General features: G+C 62.2%; 20 protein-coding genes and 2 pseudogenes. 9 read left to right on the top strand and 13 right to left on the bottom strand.

All coding sequences use genetic code 11. The features are described from left to right. Position 1: 1 nt before the first annotated feature. The gene (locus AC1DV8_RS14415) at positions 2–796 is read left to right on the top strand and encodes a DUF1684 domain-containing protein (RefSeq protein WP_477157921.1); all 795 of its coding nucleotides are present in this window, start codon (positions 2–4) and stop codon (positions 794–796) included. Between the two features lie 9 nt (positions 797–805). On the opposite strand, the gene AC1DV8_RS14410 is transcribed toward AC1DV8_RS14415, so the two are convergent. From AC1DV8_RS14410 to AC1DV8_RS14375, 8 genes and pseudogenes are all read right to left on the bottom strand, one after another. Further along, entirely contained in the window at positions 806–1,252 is a 447-nt protein-coding gene (locus AC1DV8_RS14410; protein ID WP_477157920.1) for an RrF2 family transcriptional regulator, read from the bottom strand. 84 nt (positions 1,253–1,336) lie between these two features. Further along, a complete protein-coding gene (locus AC1DV8_RS14405; RefSeq protein ID WP_477157919.1) occupies positions 1,337–2,728 on the bottom strand; it encodes a UDP-glucose dehydrogenase family protein in 1,392 nt (463 codons plus the stop codon). A 213-nt stretch (positions 2,729–2,941) separates the two neighbouring features. Further along, positions 2,942–3,208, bottom strand: a complete 267-nt coding sequence (locus tag AC1DV8_RS14400; RefSeq protein ID WP_477157918.1) for a spike base protein, RCAP_Rcc01079 family — start codon at positions 3,206–3,208, stop codon at positions 2,942–2,944. Between the two features lie 70 nt (positions 3,209–3,278). Beyond that, positions 3,279–4,715, bottom strand: coding sequence for a mannose-1-phosphate guanylyltransferase/mannose-6-phosphate isomerase (locus AC1DV8_RS14395; RefSeq protein ID WP_477151300.1), 1,437 nt, complete (start codon positions 4,713–4,715; stop codon positions 3,279–3,281). Positions 4,716–4,720: 5 nt separating this feature from the next. Then, positions 4,721–4,978: a hypothetical protein gene (locus AC1DV8_RS14390; RefSeq protein WP_477157917.1), complete on the bottom strand. Its 258-nt coding sequence runs from the start codon at positions 4,976–4,978 to the stop codon at positions 4,721–4,723. A gap of 97 nt (positions 4,979–5,075) precedes the next feature. Beyond that, positions 5,076–5,495 carry a hypothetical protein gene (locus tag AC1DV8_RS14385; RefSeq protein ID WP_477158005.1) on the bottom strand — a complete coding sequence of 140 codons (420 nt, stop codon included), beginning with the start codon at positions 5,493–5,495 and terminating at the stop codon, positions 5,076–5,078. Positions 5,496–5,514: 19 nt separating this feature from the next. Beyond that, positions 5,515–5,667: pseudogene (locus tag AC1DV8_RS14380) on the bottom strand (Wzz/FepE/Etk N-terminal domain-containing protein); the annotation flags it as partial. Positions 5,668–5,881: 214 nt separating this feature from the next. Beyond that, a complete protein-coding gene (locus AC1DV8_RS14375) occupies positions 5,882–6,148 on the bottom strand; it encodes a hypothetical protein (RefSeq protein ID WP_477157916.1) in 267 nt (88 codons plus the stop codon). A gap of 691 nt (positions 6,149–6,839) precedes the next feature. On the opposite strand from AC1DV8_RS14375, the gene AC1DV8_RS14370 reads away from it, so the two are divergent. Next, positions 6,840–7,232 (top strand): hypothetical protein, encoded by a 393-nt coding sequence (locus AC1DV8_RS14370; protein WP_477157915.1) that lies wholly within the window; start codon positions 6,840–6,842, stop codon positions 7,230–7,232. A gap of 39 nt (positions 7,233–7,271) precedes the next feature. Here the strand turns inward: AC1DV8_RS14370 and AC1DV8_RS14365 are convergent, their stop codons facing one another. After that, entirely contained in the window at positions 7,272–7,529 is a 258-nt protein-coding gene (locus tag AC1DV8_RS14365; RefSeq protein WP_477157914.1) for a hypothetical protein, read from the bottom strand. 1,007 nt (positions 7,530–8,536) lie between these two features. On the opposite strand from AC1DV8_RS14365, the gene AC1DV8_RS14360 reads away from it, so the two are divergent. The 3 genes from AC1DV8_RS14360 to AC1DV8_RS14350 all read left to right on the top strand — a co-directional run bounded on the left by AC1DV8_RS14360 (position 8,537) and on the right by AC1DV8_RS14350 (position 11,482). Beyond that, positions 8,537–9,274 (top strand): hypothetical protein, encoded by a 738-nt coding sequence (locus AC1DV8_RS14360; RefSeq protein ID WP_477157913.1) that lies wholly within the window; start codon positions 8,537–8,539, stop codon positions 9,272–9,274. Between the two features lie 600 nt (positions 9,275–9,874). Then, complete coding sequence (locus tag AC1DV8_RS14355; RefSeq protein WP_477157912.1) at positions 9,875–10,726, top strand: transglutaminase-like domain-containing protein; 852 nt, start codon at positions 9,875–9,877, stop codon at positions 10,724–10,726. 246 nt (positions 10,727–10,972) lie between these two features. After that, positions 10,973–11,482 carry an SOS response-associated peptidase family protein gene (locus tag AC1DV8_RS14350; protein ID WP_477157911.1) on the top strand — a complete coding sequence of 170 codons (510 nt, stop codon included), beginning with the start codon at positions 10,973–10,975 and terminating at the stop codon, positions 11,480–11,482. Positions 11,483–11,645: 163 nt separating this feature from the next. On the opposite strand, the gene AC1DV8_RS14345 is transcribed toward AC1DV8_RS14350, so the two are convergent. After that, positions 11,646–12,269 (bottom strand): hypothetical protein, encoded by a 624-nt coding sequence (locus AC1DV8_RS14345; RefSeq protein WP_477157910.1) that lies wholly within the window; start codon positions 12,267–12,269, stop codon positions 11,646–11,648. Positions 12,270–12,295: 26 nt separating this feature from the next. Beyond that, positions 12,296–12,670: a GFA family protein gene (locus AC1DV8_RS14340; protein WP_477157909.1), complete on the bottom strand. Its 375-nt coding sequence runs from the start codon at positions 12,668–12,670 to the stop codon at positions 12,296–12,298. A gap of 1,297 nt (positions 12,671–13,967) precedes the next feature. Here AC1DV8_RS14340 and AC1DV8_RS14335 point away from each other — a divergent pair. Beyond that, entirely contained in the window at positions 13,968–14,570 is a 603-nt protein-coding gene (locus AC1DV8_RS14335; protein ID WP_477157908.1) for an SH3 domain-containing protein, read from the top strand. Between the two features lie 167 nt (positions 14,571–14,737). Here the strand turns inward: AC1DV8_RS14335 and AC1DV8_RS14330 are convergent. Next, positions 14,738–14,905: pseudogene (locus tag AC1DV8_RS14330) on the bottom strand (helix-turn-helix domain-containing protein); the annotation flags it as partial. Between the two features lie 537 nt (positions 14,906–15,442). On the opposite strand from AC1DV8_RS14330, the gene AC1DV8_RS14325 reads away from it, so the two are divergent. Next, positions 15,443–15,628: a DUF3606 domain-containing protein gene (locus AC1DV8_RS14325; RefSeq protein WP_477157907.1), complete on the top strand. Its 186-nt coding sequence runs from the start codon at positions 15,443–15,445 to the stop codon at positions 15,626–15,628. A gap of 36 nt (positions 15,629–15,664) precedes the next feature. Here the strand turns inward: AC1DV8_RS14325 and AC1DV8_RS14320 are convergent, their stop codons facing one another. Beyond that, the gene (locus AC1DV8_RS14320; RefSeq protein ID WP_477158000.1) at positions 15,665–15,958 is read right to left on the bottom strand and encodes a DUF6894 family protein; all 294 of its coding nucleotides are present in this window, start codon (positions 15,956–15,958) and stop codon (positions 15,665–15,667) included. A 464-nt stretch (positions 15,959–16,422) separates the two neighbouring features. Between AC1DV8_RS14320 and AC1DV8_RS14315 the strand changes: the two genes are divergently transcribed. Beyond that, entirely contained in the window at positions 16,423–16,590 is a 168-nt protein-coding gene (locus AC1DV8_RS14315) for a hypothetical protein (protein ID WP_477157906.1), read from the top strand. Between the two features lie 279 nt (positions 16,591–16,869). Beyond that, positions 16,870–17,139 (top strand): hypothetical protein, encoded by a 270-nt coding sequence (locus tag AC1DV8_RS14310; protein ID WP_477157905.1) that lies wholly within the window; start codon positions 16,870–16,872, stop codon positions 17,137–17,139. The last annotated feature ends 121 nt before the right edge of the window (positions 17,140–17,260 follow it).

Genomic DNA, 17,260 nt, shown 5'->3' with positions numbered 1-17,260 from the left:
CATGACTAACTCTGATTACTTCGCCGCGCTCGATGCCTGGAAGACCAAGCGCCTCAACAACCTCAAGGCGCCGAACGGCTGGCTCAACATTATCGGCCGCTTCGTGCTCGACCCCGGCACGGCAAGCGTCGGCACGGCCGAAGACAACGACATCGTCATCTCGGCCGGCCCGGCGCACCTGGGAACGGTGACGCAAGAAGCGGACGGGACGGTGACGTTCAAGCCGACCGACGGCGAGGCCATCCACATCACGCCGAACAAGAAGAACCCGCCAAAATTCCAGCTCGGCGCACTGCTCTGCGAGATCACCACGGTGAACGGCGACAACGCCCTGCGCATCCGCGACACCGCCTCGGCGGCGCCGGGTGCCTTCCCGGGGATCGAGTACTTTCCGGCGCAGCAGGACTGGCGGATCGTCGCCGAATGGGTGCCGTTCGAGGCGCCGGTGGAGATGGATGTCGACACCACGGGCAACATCCGCACGGGCGTCGCGGTGACGCACAAGGCGGTGTTCACGCATGAGGGCAAGATCTACGAGCTGATCGCCACGCACGGCACGCCGCAGTCGCCGCAGTTCGTGATCCGCGATCCGACCTCGCGGGATTCGACCTACCCGGCGTCGCGCTTCCTCTTCGGCGAAGAGGTGACGGAGAACAGCATCGTCCTGGATTTCAACAAGGCGATAAACCCGCCCTGCGCTTTCACCGAATTCGCAGTGTGCCCGCTGCCGCCGCCGGAGAACGTGCTGCCGTTCCGCATCGAAGCCGGCGAGAAGCGCGTGCCCTATCCCGCTTAGGTCGAACCGTCAGGCGGTCTGAAGCTCGATCGGCAGGACGTCGCCTTCGGCGTCCCGCATCTGCGCCAACGTGGTGCGATCGAGCACTTCGGCGATGGCGTTGCGGACGTTCAGCATGGTGTGGCGGATCTGGCAGGTCGCCACATCGCAATCGTCGCAGGCTTCGTAGCGGGTGTGGCTGGCGCAAGGGATCGGCGCCAACGGGCCATCGAGCACGCGGACGATCGAGCCGACCTTGATCTCCTCGGGGGGCCGCGCCAGGCGGTAGCCCCCGCCCTTGCCCTTACGGCTCTGGACGATACCGGCGTTGCGCAGGTCGCCCAGGATGGCGTCGAGGAACTTCTTGGGAATGTTGTTAGAGGACGCGATGTCGGCCACCAATGCCAGCTCGCCGGGCGGAAACTGCGCAAGATGCACTAGCGCCTTCAGGCCATATTTTCCTTTGGCAGTGAGCATTCGTCGACAATCATCCCGGGCAATGAGCTTGCGCAAGGTATAAATTCTACCGACTAGCTATACAAGTGCTCCGTATCGGGAGGATCAGGAGACCTGCCGGCGGCCAATGGGGAAGTAGGCGAGGCCGGCGTCCTCGACTGCCGCAGGCTCGTATATGTTGCGGCCATCGAAGATCGCCTTGCGGGTCAGCCGGGCCGCCAGCGACTGGAAGTCCGGGGCCCGGAACGCCTTCCACTCGGTGACGATGACCAAGGCGTCGGCGCCCTCGACGGCGTCGCTGGCAGAGCCGGCGAAGGTGATCCGGTCGACATGGCCGTCAAGGTCCAGCGCCAGCACACGCTTGGCCTCGTCCATAGCGACAGGGTCATACGCGCGGATGGTGGCGCCGCGGCGCACCAGATCGGCGATCAATACCCTACTCGGCGCGTCGCGCATGTCGTCGGTATTCGGCTTGAAGGCAAGGCCCCAGATGGCGAAGGTCAGGCCGGTGAGATCGTCGCCGAACCGAGCGCGGATCTTGGCGCCGAGCACGTCCTTCTGTGCGGTGTTCGCCTCCTCGACTGCGGCGAGGATGCGCAGCGTACGCCCCTGCTCCGCCGCGCTTCGCCTGAGGGCGCTGACATCCTTGGGAAAACAGCTGCCGCCGTAACCGGTGCCGGCATAGAGGAAGCTGTAACCGATACGCGGGTCCGAACCCATGCCGCGGCGCACTAGTTCGATGTCGGCGCCGAGATCCTCGGCGAGGTTGGCGAGCTCGTTCATGAACGAGATGCGGGTGGCGAGCATGGCGTTGGCGGCATACTTGGTGAGTTCGGCGGAACGCACGTCCATGACCATGGTGCGATCGTGGTTGAGGGTGAACGGCGCGTAGAGATAGCGCATCAGCTCCAGGCCGCGCCGGCCGCTGGCGGTGTCGTCGGCGCCGATGATGATGCGGTCCGGGCGGTTGAAATCGGCGACCGCAGCGCCTTCCTTGAGGAATTCGGGGTTGGAAATGACGGTGAAATCCGGCTGACCGAGGCGGATGCGCTCGGCGGCATCGGCCGCGAAGCCGCGCTGCGCCAACTGTCCGGTGATCGCCTCGGCGACGCGGTCGCCGGTGCCGACGGGCACGGTGGATTTGCTCGCCACTACCTTGAAACCCGTGAGGTGTTCTCCGATGGAGCGGGCCACTGCGAGAACATACTTGAGATCAGCCGAGCCGGTTTCGTCGGGCGGCGTTCCGACGGCGATGAACAGCACCTCGCCGTGACCGACGCCTTGCGCCACGTCGGTGGTGAATGAAAGATGCCGGTGGGCGCGGGCGCTGGCAACGATCGCCGCAAGGCCCGGCTCATAGATCGGCAAACTGCCGCTGTTGAGCTGCGTTACCTTCTTCTCGTCGATATCGACGCAAATCACCTGATTGCCCGCATCAGCGAGACAGGCGCCCGTGACGAGGCCCACGTAGCCTGAACCAAACACCGTTACTTTCATTCGTCGCCCCGCTGGAGAATAGCGGCAGCATACATGCCCGAGCTCGGTGTGCAGCAACTATCGGCGCGAGTGTACCAAATGTGGATGGGCGGGCTGGGCCCGATCGTCCGTAACCACCGCCACCCTGCCGAACTGGATCGATCCTCCAAGTGACGCCATAGGCCGTAGAACACTACTGACACGCTGGGCGCCGAAAGCATCAATGAGATTGCGCTATGCCGCTGCCATCAATAGAGCCACCAAATAGCCGGCACTGGTTCCCGTTGCCTCGACGCCGCGGGCGCGCACCGGCAGCACCGTGCGGCCACCTAGGCCGACAAAGCTCACCTCCTTGCCCGTCGCCAGCACCGCCACCAAATCGCCGGCCCTGCCGACGTAAATGGCGAGTCTCGCCCAGGAGATCGGTCGAGTCGCTGATCGTGTCGTAAATCCGCCGCGGGCGGGTGCCCCGATATCACGGCCTTGGTATTTCTCGCTCATGTTCTGCTCCAGCAATGGAGCCACAAGCTTAGGGCCGCGCCCAAACGTGGGGATAAGTGGGGGTCGTGGGCTAGGCCCGGCCGAACTCGTCCTCGATGCGGATGATGTCGTCCTCGCCCAGATAAGAGCCGGTCTGCACTTCGATCAGCTCCAGCAGGATCTTGCCGGGATTGGCCAGCCGATGCACAGAGCCGAGCGGTAGGTAGACCGACTGGTTCTCGGTCAGCATCATCACCTTGTCGTCGATAGTCACCTCGGCAGTGCCGGTGACCACCACCCAATGCTCGGCACGGTGGTGGTGCTTCTGCAGGCTGAGCTTCTTGCCCGGCTTGACGAACAGCCGCTTTACCTGGAAGCGCTCACCATTCAGCACGGACGAGTAGCCGCCCCAGGGCCGATAGGCGGTGCGGTGGATTTCGGTCAGCCCATGGGTTGCCGCATCGGCGCGCAGTGCCTTCACCATCGGGCCGACGCGCTGCGCTTCGGAGAGCTTGCCTACATAGATCGCGTCTTCGGTGGCGATCACCGCGACGTCGTCGAGCCCTTCGACCGCGATGTGGGCCTTTTCCGACATGACGAGGGAATTGCGGGTGTTGGAGAGCGTGGCATTACCGTTGGTGACGACGTTGCCGGCGGCGTCCTTGCCCGACACCTTCCACACCGCGTCCCAGGCACCGAGGTCGGACCACGGGTAGGTCACCGGCACCAGAGCTACCTGCGTCGACTTTTCGAAGATAGCGTAGTCGACCGAGATATTGGGCGCGGTGGCGAAGCCGGCTTCGTCGAGGCGGATGAAATCCAGATCGGTCTTCGCGGCCGCGACGGCGGCCGCCGCGGCCCGCAGAGTATCGGGCGCCAGCGCTTCGACCTCGCGCAGGAAGCTGCCGACACCGAGCATGAAGGTACCGGAGTTCCAGTAGTAGCCGCCATCGGCGAGCATTTTCGCCGCGGTTTCGCGATCGGGTTTTTCGACGAAGCGGGCGACGGCACGCACGCCCTGATCGAGTTCTGCCCCGGCCTCGATGTAGCCGTAGCCCGTTTCGGGAGCGGTGGGGGTGATGCCGAAGGTGACGAGACGGCCGGCGCGGGCGGCCTCGGCAGCCGTGGCAACGCTCCACCAGTAGTTATCGTCGGGCTCGACCGCATGATCTGAGGCGAGGACGTGGATTACTGCGTTATCGCCGAACCTGCCGCGTACGAAGACAGCCGCTGCAGCGATGGCCGCCGCGGTGTTGCGCGCAACGGGCTCGAGTAGCACCGCCGAGGTCGCCACGCCGGCCTCCTGGGCCTGCTCGGCGACGAGGAAACGGTATTCGGCGTTGGTGACGATCACTGCCGGCGTATAGTGCGCGGGATCGGCCACGCGGAGCAGCGTCTGCTGATAGAGCGAGGTGGGCCCGGTAAGCGGCAGGAACTGCTTGGGGCGCGCGGCGCGCGACATCGGCCAAAGCCGGGTCCCCTGCCCGCCTGCGAGGATTACCGGTACGATCGGAGTGGCTTCAGTCATCGGTTCTAGGCCTCGACGTGGTATCCCGCGTACTTGCTACGATATGCGGCGGGATTGCTAGTTTGATGGTTGAGAATGGTTAGGATCGGCACGTCGTCCGCTTTGGCACCGATCAGCGACGCCATCGCCGCCTTTACCTCCTGCTGGGGCGTGCTGGAGAATTTCACCACAACGGCGATAGCATCGGTCATGCCTGCCAGATAGAGGCCATCGACGACCGACCCCGCCGGCGGGGCGTCCGGTACCATGACATCGAAGTTCATCCGCGCCGCGGCGATCAATCGCGCGAAGGTCTTACCGGTCGCGAATTGGTCAGTGGCGCCATCGCTTCGCCGTGAGCCGACGATGACCTTGGCTCCGCTACCCGGATCGACGGTGAGGATCGCCCTGAGTCGGATGGGTCGCTGGTATGGGCAAGATATTCGAGCAGGCCCCGGAGGCCTCGATGCCGAGAAGCGCTGCACGCTGCCGTTCCAGGTTGTCGATAGCTTCGTCCCCGAGGCCTGCCGCCACCGCTGCCCAATCGCGGCGCGCAAAACTGCTATCGGAGCGCCCCAGCAAGGAACTCGACTGCGCCCTGAGGCTGTCCAAGCTCGCGATCTCGTCGCGCATCTGCAGGAAGTCGGCGCGCCCTGTCGCGTCGCCGATGCGCGTGATGTTCCGTTCGATGAAGGCGTCGAACGCGCGTTCGCACGCTGCGACTGCGGCACCTGCCTCGCTCACGCGGTCCTTGAGAATGGCGGCTGAAGCCAGAGTGGAGGCAACCTTCGCCTCCAGCAAGCAGGTTCTTCGTGCCAGGATCGACAAGTACTCGCGCAGATGCTGAATAGACCTGCTTCATCGCGAGAAGCGCCACACCAGCAGCTCCAAGCACAAGGGCGGCGGCCACCACAAGGATGAGCCAGGCTCCGCGCCTCAGAAGATCGAGCGTGGTCTTGAGATCGAAAGGCACCGTCCATGCGGCGACCCAAACCACTGCGTGCGGCAGCAGCCATTTGACGGCAGCTCCGATCTCGGCCGAATGGTCGAGCGGCAAACCCCCTGCCGTCACGCTTACACTACGCCCCCGAAGCAGTACTCATGCCGCGTTCCTTACGCTCAAAGGCGTCGCAACTAATGACTAACCAAGGAACGTCGGTTAGTCTGGGAAGTACTGGGGATAATACCTATCTCAGGGCGGTGACGTCAGGCGGGCGGAGCGTGATCGGCCGGCGAATGATCAACCCGAGCAGCAAGCCGACATTGAAAGTGACAATGGCTAGCACCGTCCATCCGATCGCGGTCAGCAGGTCCGCCTGAGCGGCGAGTGCCGCCGTGGCGGTCGTCAGCAGCAGCAGGTTCCCCACCAGGATCCAGCCCATGGTGTGGTAGTAGCCGCCGGCGATCAATCCTAGTCCGCTGGCAAGCATAGCCGCCAGCACTGCCGCACTCATAGGTTCTCTCCTACACCGGGAGAATCCAACATTGCCTGTTAAGCGAACGTTATGTCTACGTGCCGGTTTATGCCATCCACAGCAGGCCTGAGGCGAAGCATCCAACTAACTCGCTTGGGGAATGTGGCGGAGAGGATGTCCGCTAAGAAGTCCTGATTTCCGAGCGTCTTAGTAGCTGGTTTTGGACATACCTACAACTGGACTCACAGGCACGGTTTAATGCGCATCGTCCTTCGCTTCGCCCCATTGCATTGACCTGAACTGCGGCCCAGCCAGCGTCCGCGGGCGGTAGGAGTCCTTGTTCGCGCAAGATGCCCATAGGAGGCTCAAGGACTGACTCCGCTGCAATCGAGACCCAAAGCAAATCTCGGCCAGTTCGTGCCGGTTAGGCGCAATTGCGAGCCGACCGCAAACCGGCGCGTTTTTTCAACGGGGCCGCACTGAACCTCCTCGCCGGCCTCAACACGACGTCCTCGAACTCCACGTTCGGGTCAACAAACTGCCCACGTATCTTGTAACCAGAGAATCGCCACCGAAGCTCGAACTGGCCCTCGTCGGTATTCACATCCCGTGGTTCCAACTATGCCGTTGCGGTGGGCGAGGCAGTTCCTAGTGACCTGGAAGCAAGTGAACATCGGTTACATTGTTCCGCTCAAATCTCGCATTGAGGGCCTGCAACTCGACAACGCGCATGATTCCCTTCGTGATTAGCTGGAAAGGGTTGAACACCGCGTCGAGAAACGTGGCGCGCCCTTCAATCAATTCGCGAAGACCCTTGGCGACCACCCATACCTCAAACTCCTCAAATGACGCGCCTGCTCGGGTGAAGTCGGCCAGCCATCGCGTGCTTGCCGATCTGGTCCGCAACGTCCTGAGCATCAGCGAAAAGCCAAAGACGCACGAGGATAAAGAAGCTCGGCCGCAAGATGCGCCGTGGCGACACCATACCAAGGCCGACGCCCACCAGGTGCTGCTCGCGATCCTCGCTGACGAGGTCGTCGACAAGGTCCGTCGACACGCTGACAGCTCGAATCGATCGGCTGCTGGAAGCGCAGGCGAACGTACCTCAGCTCAGCCGAAGTAGCGGCGCATAGGCGAGCCGTTAGAGCATGATCACCCGTACTTAGAACCGCCGCTTCCGTGAGTAAGTCAGCCAGTCCCATCCGGAAATGATCGGCTGCTTCCACTCCACGATCACGCCGAGTTCGTCGGTCCGCAACTGCGGGTCGATGGCGTTGCGGACCCTGGTCGTCTCCTCGTCGTACACGACATCGCCCGAGTACCGCACATCGACAGCAAGTTGTCGGCCGGTCCGCCGGACTGCAACCAGCTTGCGTACGTCGCTGTCCATGGCGAACGTGAATAACTGGATATCGTCCATTTCGTCACCTACCTACCATGGGCATCGGCCACATTGCGAGCAGTAGCCCCGCGGCGAGCGCCCCCGCCGTAGCCGTAGCGTCCTCTGAGCATCTTTTCCCCCGCTCTCACGCCGCCAGGGAGTTGTAGCGCCGCGGTAGTTGCCGCGCCATCCTACTCTGGAGGTACCATGAACCCCGAAAACGCACGTCCGTGCGGTGGCGTCGTTCACGAGAGCAACGGCCTCACCGACGACCAAGAAGACATCGCAGCTTTCACCGTGAGGTTTTGAGATGGTGCCTTTCTTTCGTCTGTCGCAGTTCAGTGGTTGCTCCGCCGCGTGCTCGACTGGGGCGTGACGAGGGCAGCCGCCACGACTGCCCAGAAGACAATGCGCCCCGAGACACCCCAAGCGTTGCTGGTGCGGGGTGGCGGAAGCGGTCCGCTGATTGGCGGTGTGTTCGCTGGCCGAGGGAGCGGTGACGGGGTGACCACGGCGGGCTGACGCAACTCCTCTAGGCCAATCTCCGCCCAACGCGCTGGTGCCCATTTCGTTGATAACAACGAACAAAAGCGAGTGCTCAGGCAGATCGTAGAGCCACATTGCGCGATATTTCCCCCGGCCGCGCGGCATCTACATTGATGTGTGAACGAATTCAGCTGTCAATGCCTCAGTCCCCGACCTTGCCAAACAGCCAAACCGCAGCATCAATCATCGGGTTGATCATGCTCATCAACACCCGAAGAACAAAAGAAAAACGGTCGCACCACTTTAGGGACCGGCGCGACCAAAAGAGAGGTACCTGGGACTAAGCCCGTTAGGCTCCGTCCGACGGTTCCAACGCGTTGGAACCATTCTAGTTCCCGTGTTCGTGGAGTGTCTTGCGTCACCTATCTCGAACGAGACCCTTCGACGCCTTCGTTTAGGGAACTCCCACGCGCACGCGTCGTTGAATCTGCCGCGGCGACCGTAGTAATGGAGTTTGATCAATGGCCAGCTGCCGGCAGGCTGTGGATAGGTAACACAAAATGGATCGCCGTGCGCCAGGATCGCAGTTGAACCGAAGCCATCGCCGTTATCTAGCGCGCGCCTTCGCGTTTCCCGATGCGGCACGATTCTTTTTAATATTTACACCTCTTGTCACCATTACAATTTTGATTGTGTCCGTGGCTGTCGTCGTCGCGGTGGGGATCTATCCTCCTGGCGTCGTCGATGCGAGCACGCTGGAGTTCCTGCGGATGACCCACGAACGTAGTCTCGCCGAATTCTACGAGTTTGCGCTGCTTCTGTTTACATCCGTCGCCCTCCTGTTTATTTCGCGGCGGGCACACCATGCGATGTTCTCGGTAGTCGCCCTCGGGTATCTTTGGGTAGCGGCCGACGGCTTTCTGGGAATCCACGAGTATGTAGGCAATACCTTGGCCGCGATGGTACCTGGTTTGGACAGCGACATCGGTGAACTCGTCGAGTTTGTGCCTTTTGGCCTGTTTTTGATTGTCGTATCCTTGAGGCAGTCGGTCGCCAACGATGCGGCTCTGCAAAATGCGATCCTGGTGGCCCTGATCTGGATACTGGGCCTATTCGCTGTCGGCCTGGATTTCCTGCACAGCCTTGTTCCCACAAACTTGGCCTTCCGCCCCGACCGGATTCTTGGCCTGATCGAAGACGGAGGCGAGATGCTCGTCATTACCGCCGCCAGCGCCTACGCCGCATACCTTTTGCGGTGGTATTTCCGGCCCACAGGCCCGAACCCGGGAGGGACCTAAGGCTAACCAGGGGCGATCTACTCCAGCCCGGGACGCCGGCGAAGCTGCGCTCCCTGAGGCTTGCAAAGCCCGTAGGCCATCATGCCCAGCCCAATCCCTCTCGCAGATAAGCTGTGGCAGCCGGCATGTGTCGCTGTACTGGAGCACACCCCCGCGGCCGCGCGCTACGGAGCCAGTTCCACTGCGCCGGACCGGGCAGAACCGGAGTCCTCTCTGGCCAAGCGCACATTCGAGGCCCACGCCCGCATCGATGCGCGTCGGCAGGTTGGCTATCCGGTTAGTCGACGGCCGGGGGCCGGCAGGTACCGTCGTAGTGAACCTGATCGCGCAGCCAAGCGATGGCGCTGTGATCGCGCCCGCGCCTAGGTGGAATGTAGGTCCGTGGCTTCGGCTCCTGATCATCCTGATCGGCGCAGCGCCCCGCTGCGAGAACGGACGCTCCGCCGCGGATGCACGCGCCGGTCGCGCCCGCCCCGGCGCGAGCGCTTCCTTTGCCCTGGGCTGGGGAGGGAGCGTGGGGATAAGGAGGGGCTCACCGTTAAGAGTCCGGAAACCTAGCTGGCCCGCGTTCGTTATGAACTCCACCGCCGGGATTTTGGTATGCAAATTAGAGCCGGGTTCACCATCGCGTTCGACTGCCCGAAGCCCACGGCGACCCTCTTAGCGCTGAAGCTCCATCCAACACGGCGTATCGACCTGCTGACACCAGAGGTTCTCACCTTCTCGCCATACGTCGACGCTTGGGACTATACCGATGGCTTCGGCAACGTCTGCACCCGGCTGACAGCGCCGCCCGGTCGGCTCACCATCTCAACTGAGTTCGAGGTCTACGATTCCGGGTTGCCCGATTTCGTCCCACATGATGCAGTCCAGCACGGTATCCGCGACCTGCCCGACGACACCTTGGTCTACCTTCTGGGCTCTCGCTACTGCGAGACCGATGTGCTCACGGAAATCGCATGGCGACTGTTCGAGAAGACAGAGCCGGGATGGCCCCGAGTGCAGGCGATCCTCGATTTTGTGCACGGGCACCTTCGGTTCGACTATCAGCAGGCAGATAAGACTCGTACGGCCTACGGCGCGTATCTGCAGCAGGTCGGGGTTTGTCGTGACTTCACCCATCTCGCCGTGGCTTTCTGCCGGTGCATGAACATTCCGGCCCGGTATTGCACCGGCTACCTCGGGGACATCGGGGTACCTCCGATGGAGGCGCCGATGGATTTCTCAGCTTGGTTCGAGGTTTACCTCGGCGGTCACTGGTACACTGCCGATGCGCGTCACTACACTCCGCGCATAGGACGCATCCTTATGGCGATTGGCCGCGATGCCACGGACGTCGCCCTCTCCACCCAATTTGGTCCCTCAGCGCTGTTCCAGTTCGAAGTGCTGACCGAGGAAATTCAATCGTCAGATCAAGGCCTGAAAGAGGGACCGCAACGCCAATTGACGTAGGGGAATCTCCATGCTGCGCTGGTAGTCACTGATCCGATTGCGGGCTTAGGTGCCCGGCTATAGCGTGCGCGATCATGTGCCACGCCTACTCCATCACCACCAATCTCGAAGCCCTGCGGCGGCTGCGATTCACCTTCGAGGTGGCAACAATATCCGCAACCTGCCACCGCAGACGGGGATCTATCCCGACATGCTGGCGCCGATCATCCGGAACGCGCCGGGCTTTCGCGAACTGGTGAAGGTTCGGTGGGGCATGCCGAGTTCGTCGAGGGCGCTCTACCTCGCCGCCAAGGAGCGCGCCCGGAAGATCGAGGAGAAGGAAGGCCGGCGCCTCGCCCCGAACAGTTCTATGACATGGTGCGGATGGAGCCTGACAGGGGAACCCACAACGTTCGCAACACCGACCTGCATTGGAAGCGGTGGCTGGCGCCGGAGTTCCGCTGCATCGTGCCATTCACCAGCTTTGCAGAGTTCAGCAGCCAGGTTGGTCCCGATGGCAAGAAGCGGGGCAACACGTGGTTTGCGTTCGACGTGGACCGGCCAGTGGCGTTCTTCGCGGGATTTTCGTCCCTCAACACACCAGCGTGCGCAAAGTTTCGGAGGGCCTCATCACTACCGACCTATTCGCCTTCCACCACGAGTCCCAACGACGTGGTGGCCCGTGCCAACCCCGACGCCATGCCGGTGATCCTCACTACGCCCGAGGAGATCGAGATCTGGATGACGGCACCCTGGGAGGAGGCCAGGCTGCTGTAGCGGCCGTTACCACCCGGTATGTTGAAAGTCGTTTCGGTTGGCCGAAGGAAGACCCACCCCAGCCGGTCGAGCCGGCACTATTCTGACAATCAGGTATGAACTTGACCGCTATCGCCTGGGGCGACTGGGCGCGGTCGATCCCACCCGGCCGTTGCCGAAACTTTCAGGGCAGCCCGGTTTTGGCGAACTCATCCCACCCAATCAGGCCGGGATGTTCTTCATCATCCCGCTCCGGGTCGTTGGGCGCCCCATCGGCACCGTCCGCCCTTTGAAGTCGCTTCCGCTTGGCCTTCCACGATGCCGTAAGGCGTCGTTCGGCGGCGGCTTCGGCATCTTGCTCGCGCCATTCGACAACTAGGTCACTGCTTAGAGCACCTGCGACGAACACGGGGTCAAAGACGTGAAAGGTAATCGTGCCTCGACCCCGCAACTTCATTGTTCTCGTGCCAGCACTTGGAAGGCGGCCATCCTCCAACCACCGACGTCTCTCGGTGGAAGTTATTCCAAGGATGTCTTCGATCTCCCGCGGGATGACCGGCCGGGTTTCGATACCGACGAGAGCTTTGGAGACGATGGTAGACGCGGCGGCGAACTCAGCGGCCGCATCCTTGGGCATCCGCAGCATCAACTCACCGGCCTTCACAGTCAGCGACTTTTGCGTCGATTTCGGGAGATGGGATCGGACCTGCATGTAGAGGCCCTTCGAGCGAACCGAGGATCCCAAGCGGGCCTCGTACGGCAATGTCCAGGTGGCCACTTGCTCTTCAGGGATCGCTTTCGAGGCCATACTAAGTGCCAGAGGGTGGATCGGTGTCAGCTTGAGAAAGCTGCCCCGACAGGAAGCATCCAGATTTCGCGGCGCTTGATCCAGCCTTCACGGGTGGGGGAGAGGCTCGTGGGTGCTTCGTCGAGGTTGCCGAGGCAAATCTCGGCGCTGTTGTCGGCGAGGTGAAACAGCCTTATTCCGCATTCCGGACAGAAGCTTCGACCGGCATAGGTCTTGAAGTCACCGGTGACGGACAATCGTTCGAGCTGCCAATCCCCATAGTAGAGGAAGGCTGATCCCGTTTCCTTGCGACAGTCAGTGCAGTGGCACAGGCCGACCTTGGTCGGTTCGCCTCTGACCTCGTAGCGGACCTGGCCGCACCGGCAACCACCCTTACGGAGTGATGATTGGTCGTTGTCCATTCTCGGCTCCTTCGGATGAACCACAACTACGCCGTGCCCAACCGAGTTGCAGCGTTGCGCGTGAGCGCGGGGCGAATTTGGAGTGCCGCCGTCCCCAGATGGCCACAAGCGAACGCTGGCGCTAGCCGGCGCGGCGCAGCGGCACTGGCTCCGTAGCTCGTGGCCGCGGGGGTGTGCTCCGGTACAGCGAGACATGCCGGCTGCCGCAGCGAGGACAGCACATTTTCTGCTGCAGCTGTTCGATCGGGAACTCGTGACCCAACCCGGCAACCAGGCTTTCGAGGTCGATCGAGAACGCCGTGATGCAGGGCCTTTTTCGTCTTCAGCCCTTCGTGCCGGCCCTCGCATCGGAGGCTAAGGGTCCACCCAGCGTGAAGCGCAGCGCCAAGGCTGCGAACCTCATTGGCAATGTACTTTCGGGCAAAATGGGCGGTGCAGTCGGTGCCGGGGTACTGCATCGGGCACTGGCCAGCCATTGCCACTAACCGGCACACATCGGCCAACGGCGGATTGGGGAGAAACTTCCACATGGTGGCCTCTGATGTTGCGGAGTGGGCCGTGGAGCGACCCACCCCGTCTTGGACCGCTATGGACGGTCGTCGATGTAGACCGTGAAGGAGCCGTCGGCCTCAGTCGTGACACCGACCACCTGATCGAGCGGACAGGTCGAGGCCTCGAGCTTGGCCTTGGGGGCCCGCAACGGATGGAGAGAGCCAGCGAGCGACCATTTCGGTAATCAGTTCATCTTCGACTAACCAGCAATCAACCGATTCCGGCGCAACCTGTAGAAGCCTCGCGCTGGGTCACGGGCTCACACTTAGTGGATTGACGGCATGAGCAAGAGATACAGTGTTCCGCCTATTCCCGTACCGGAGCAGGCCAAATGGCACAAAGTGAGAGAGGTCGCACGTGAGGTCTCCAAAGGATCGGCCAGCGCGATCGGGATTCGAACCAAGAACAACTGGATCTGATATCCCAAGCCCTTCCACTTCTGTCGCCGGCAGAGGTCGATCGAATAGTGTTGGTGGTCTCGGATCTTCTTGAGCGAAGGAGTAGGTGACGCAAGGCACTCCACGAGCATGGGAACTAGATCGGCTCCCATGCGTTAATGCTATCGACCGAGCCTAACCGGCCGGTCCCCACGCACACTCTAAAGTCATACTCTCGGTCGCGCTGGTCCCTAAAGCGGCGCGACCGTTTTTCTTTTGCGACCTCAGGTCCCAGCCCGGACGGAACGCGAATGCCCCGTCGGCGTTGAATCGGGGTTGCGGCTAGCCTCGCTAAGAAGGACGCTGACATGAAATCCAGATTCTTATTCGGTGTTGTTCTCGTCACAGGTCTGCTTGCAACGGGTAGTTTTGCGGCCGAAGCTGTTAGCGGCGCCAATGTCCGCTCCGGTCCGGGCACCAGCTACCCGGTGGTAGACGAACTATCTTCCGGCGAAAACGTGACAGTGGATAGATGCGTGCAAGGCGGCTGGTGCTTGATCAGCCACGCTGGTGCTGATGGCTGGGTCTCAGCCAAACTCCTGGCCGACAACGGCAACCAAGATGATTACTTCAATGCCAACGGGGGCCGCGTCGCAGTCGCGGATGACGTCGAAGTCTTTGAGGATGCTGATGATCCTGACATGCAGGTGCGGCTAGGCTTCGGGTTTGGCTTCGGCGATGGGTTCTTCGTACGCCGTCCGGGTGGACGCGGCGATCTGGTCTGCCTGGTCACCTTCTTTCGACGGGCCGATGTTGCAGCCGGGCGGGATGTCGATGTTCAGCGCGCCGAGGTTCTGCCCCGTCGGGTAGCGGAACTGCGCGATCGACGGAATGATCGGAGGGCAGTGTTCGATTACGGGTCAGATCGCGAGACTATCCGGACCTGCAGGTACCTCGACCGGTTGAATTGACGACTTTCGGGCTCGCGGCAGCCCGAGCAGTACCGCGCAAGCTGGGCAGTTCCGCCTCCTAGGCTGGCCCCAGCCGGGCCATGCCGCCGAAACGGAGGGGCCGGATTGACCGATGCGATAGGGAGACCGGGAGACCCGCGAGCCTAGCGGTCTGCAGTGCCGCGTTGTCAAGGTTCTACGGCCTTGGCTTTCGCGTAGGCGCTGAGCTTGTTTCGGATAGTTCGGATCGAGATCCCAAGAATATGGGCGGCGTGCGTTCGGTTACCGTTTGTTTGCCGAAGAGTAGCAAGGATTAAGGCCTGCTCGACATCTGCTACAGCGAGCCCAACCAAAGATTCGGCCGCACTCAGATCAGGCTCACGCATCGCGTTCCTTTCTGAGCCCCCAATTCCCGACCCGAGAAAGTCTGCCCAAAGCTTGGCGCTCGATGGTTAAAGACAGATTAACCGCCTCGTCTGTGTTCGACCTATGCTGGCCAGGCGCCGAGTCCTTCGCGGCCCCATCCTGCTGGCGAGGGGCATAGCCCTTGGTGGACTCGCCATCGCCTTTCAACTGTCCAGGCGCCGGTTCCGGCGCGGCTACTGGCGACTGAAGTCTCCATCCGGAACGCAACGCGTTGAGCTAGACTTCCTTCCCAAGTGCCGCCGGCCGCCCCTTGGTCCGGAGGCCCGACGGTCCGGCGGGCAAACGCTGCGTGTCAGGTTCGCTCGCCGGATCAGCAAAGGATTGATGCTCCCATCCGCCGCAACCTCGGGACATCAAGAATGGAGCGGGACCGCCCGCCGGCGGTCCTGCTCCGCTGACAGGAGGCCGAAACCAAAACTCGGCCTCGACGTTGCCGCTTCCATCATCCGTTCCGGTGGAGAGACAAGATGGCAGACGACAAAACCAACCAGAGGCAACAGGACCGGTCACGCGTTGCGGCTGAGCAGCAGTACGAAGTGAGCTACTTCGCCGACAAGCGCGGCCTCACGCTCGATGAGGCGCGCGAGATCATCAGGAAGGCCGGCCCCAGCCGGACGGATGCCGATGCCGCCGCGAACCGCAAGAAGGGCTGAGTGGTAGCTGGGGACGCAAGTCGGCGCGTTGGCGCGTCAGTCTAGTTTTCCGGCCTGGCCCTGTAGGTGCTGCGTCTCCCAATGCAGGCGGGTTTCCCACAGCGCTCCATCAGCATCGGTGCGCACGAGCACCTTTAGGTCCCTGGGCGAGCTGTCACTGGGGAGACAATCTCGAGCTATCTCTGCAAGGGTACGCGCAGCCTGAACCCGCGCTTGCTCGTCATTCGCAAGCTCCTGACCCTCCAGATCGTTGAACGCGCCGTCGGTGCTGTCATGGAGGTCAAAAAAGTAACGCGTCGTCGCCCGGCCTCCCGATCTGCGAGCAGCGATTCACACGGTCGGAAAGAGGAACGGTCGCGCCGGGGCGGGCGCGACCGTGGGTATGACTTTTGAGTATGACACCATGCCTTGCGCAGCTTGGCCCTCAAAAAACGCACCGAGGCGCGTTGAGTTCCGTGCCCACAGGTCGCCCTCCAAAGGCGGAACCCCAGCGGCACAAACAGGTTAATGTGCACCAAGGTGGTGGATAGAGTGGTGGACTATGTTCTTCATTACGTGATGACGACAGGTCGAGCGCAGCGGGAAGTCCTGACGGCCGCTCAAGCCTTAGTCGATTACAGGGGCCTGCAATCAGCCGGCGCCTCATCAATTTCCGTCGTCGATCCGAGTGGGGCGAGGGTGACGCTTCCCGAGCTGTTGGCCCGCGCCACGGAGCCAGTTTCCGTCAGCACGGAACGTCCGCAGAGACAGCGTCAGAAACGGAGTTCCTAGGGGGCTGACGAGAGGATCCTCAGTTGCTCGATCAGGTGCTCAAAAGCCGCGTCGACGTCATCAAAGCGGCTGTGCGGCGGCTCACCCTTAGTGGCGACTCGAAACTCGGCATGACGGTGCAGAGCTTCCGCCAAAAGTGCGCCGGCCTCCAGGCGGGCCAAAGCCCTTTCCTCTGGTGTGCTGCGGCCTGAGGTGGCACGAACGCCGAGATAGGCGGCTTTGGCACCCCTTTAAGGCCTTCGCGAATGGCGCGACGGCCGCGTCGGCGCGTCGTCGGTTCTGCACAGACGAAAAGCGGCGTTCGGGAACGAACTGCTGGTTTTCCAAGGACGATCTCCTCCATCGACGGTAGAGGGTGGTCGCGGTTCGCTCATCCGTTCGCCAGGCCAAGGCGCGCTCGCGACAACCCCTCCTCCCACGGGATTTGGATGGTATTCCTCCTGGTCAGCCGGCGCTATAAAGAACGATAAATGGTTACCGGTTCCCGGGAGGAGACGATGACCCAGGGGGGCAAGTTGGTAGTGCTAGTTGCCTTCGATATGGACGAGGACGGCAACCTTCAGCCCGCCTTCGAGCCGCGGGAAATGCAGAGCGAGGAGGGAGCCATACTGGCGGCGATGGAGCTTGCGCCGCATCATACCGGGGTGCTCGCCTGGAGCCGCACCGCAGATCCCCAGCACGGGGAATACGGCGACCCGGTCGAGCTGGCTCGTTACGGCCTCGTGCCGGACATGAAGTGACCGGGAGAAGATGAAGCGCCACCTAGGCAGCCAATCGAGGCCCGAGATCGCCGGCCGAATGCTCCGCATCCCGAGCGCTCACGGCGCCGCGTATGAGTATTTCCGCCGCGCTATCCCCGAG

The organism is Devosia sp. P3_B2 (genome assembly GCF_056402875.1).
This window is presented reverse-complemented; position numbering and strand designations above follow the sequence as displayed.

Bases quoted from the DNA above. Each gene is read 5' to 3' on its own strand.
- AC1DV8_RS14415 (WP_477157921.1), top strand. From the start codon at position 2: ATGACTAACTCTGATTACTTCGCCGCGCTCGATGCCTGGAAGACCAAG.
- AC1DV8_RS14410 (WP_477157920.1), bottom strand. From the start codon at position 1,252: ATGCTCACTGCCAAAGGAAAATATGGCCTGAAGGCGCTAGTGCATCTT.
- AC1DV8_RS14405 (WP_477157919.1), bottom strand. From the start codon at position 2,728: ATGAAAGTAACGGTGTTTGGTTCAGGCTACGTGGGCCTCGTCACGGGC.
- AC1DV8_RS14400 (WP_477157918.1), bottom strand. From the start codon at position 3,208: ATGAGCGAGAAATACCAAGGCCGTGATATCGGGGCACCCGCCCGCGGC.
- AC1DV8_RS14395 (WP_477151300.1), bottom strand. From the start codon at position 4,715: ATGACTGAAGCCACTCCGATCGTACCGGTAATCCTCGCAGGCGGGCAG.
- AC1DV8_RS14390 (WP_477157917.1), bottom strand. From the start codon at position 4,978: ATGAACTTCGATGTCATGGTACCGGACGCCCCGCCGGCGGGGTCGGTC.
- AC1DV8_RS14375 (WP_477157916.1), bottom strand. From the start codon at position 6,148: ATGAGTGCGGCAGTGCTGGCGGCTATGCTTGCCAGCGGACTAGGATTG.
- AC1DV8_RS14370 (WP_477157915.1), top strand. From the start codon at position 6,840: ATGATTCCCTTCGTGATTAGCTGGAAAGGGTTGAACACCGCGTCGAGA.
- AC1DV8_RS14365 (WP_477157914.1), bottom strand. From the start codon at position 7,529: ATGGACGATATCCAGTTATTCACGTTCGCCATGGACAGCGACGTACGC.
- AC1DV8_RS14360 (WP_477157913.1), top strand. From the start codon at position 8,537: ATGGATCGCCGTGCGCCAGGATCGCAGTTGAACCGAAGCCATCGCCGT.
- AC1DV8_RS14355 (WP_477157912.1), top strand. From the start codon at position 9,875: ATGCAAATTAGAGCCGGGTTCACCATCGCGTTCGACTGCCCGAAGCCC.
- AC1DV8_RS14345 (WP_477157910.1), bottom strand. From the start codon at position 12,269: ATGGCCTCGAAAGCGATCCCTGAAGAGCAAGTGGCCACCTGGACATTG.
- AC1DV8_RS14340 (WP_477157909.1), bottom strand. From the start codon at position 12,670: ATGGACAACGACCAATCATCACTCCGTAAGGGTGGTTGCCGGTGCGGC.
- AC1DV8_RS14335 (WP_477157908.1), top strand. From the start codon at position 13,968: ATGAAATCCAGATTCTTATTCGGTGTTGTTCTCGTCACAGGTCTGCTT.
- AC1DV8_RS14325 (WP_477157907.1), top strand. From the start codon at position 15,443: ATGGCAGACGACAAAACCAACCAGAGGCAACAGGACCGGTCACGCGTT.
- AC1DV8_RS14310 (WP_477157905.1), top strand. From the start codon at position 16,870: ATGGTTACCGGTTCCCGGGAGGAGACGATGACCCAGGGGGGCAAGTTG.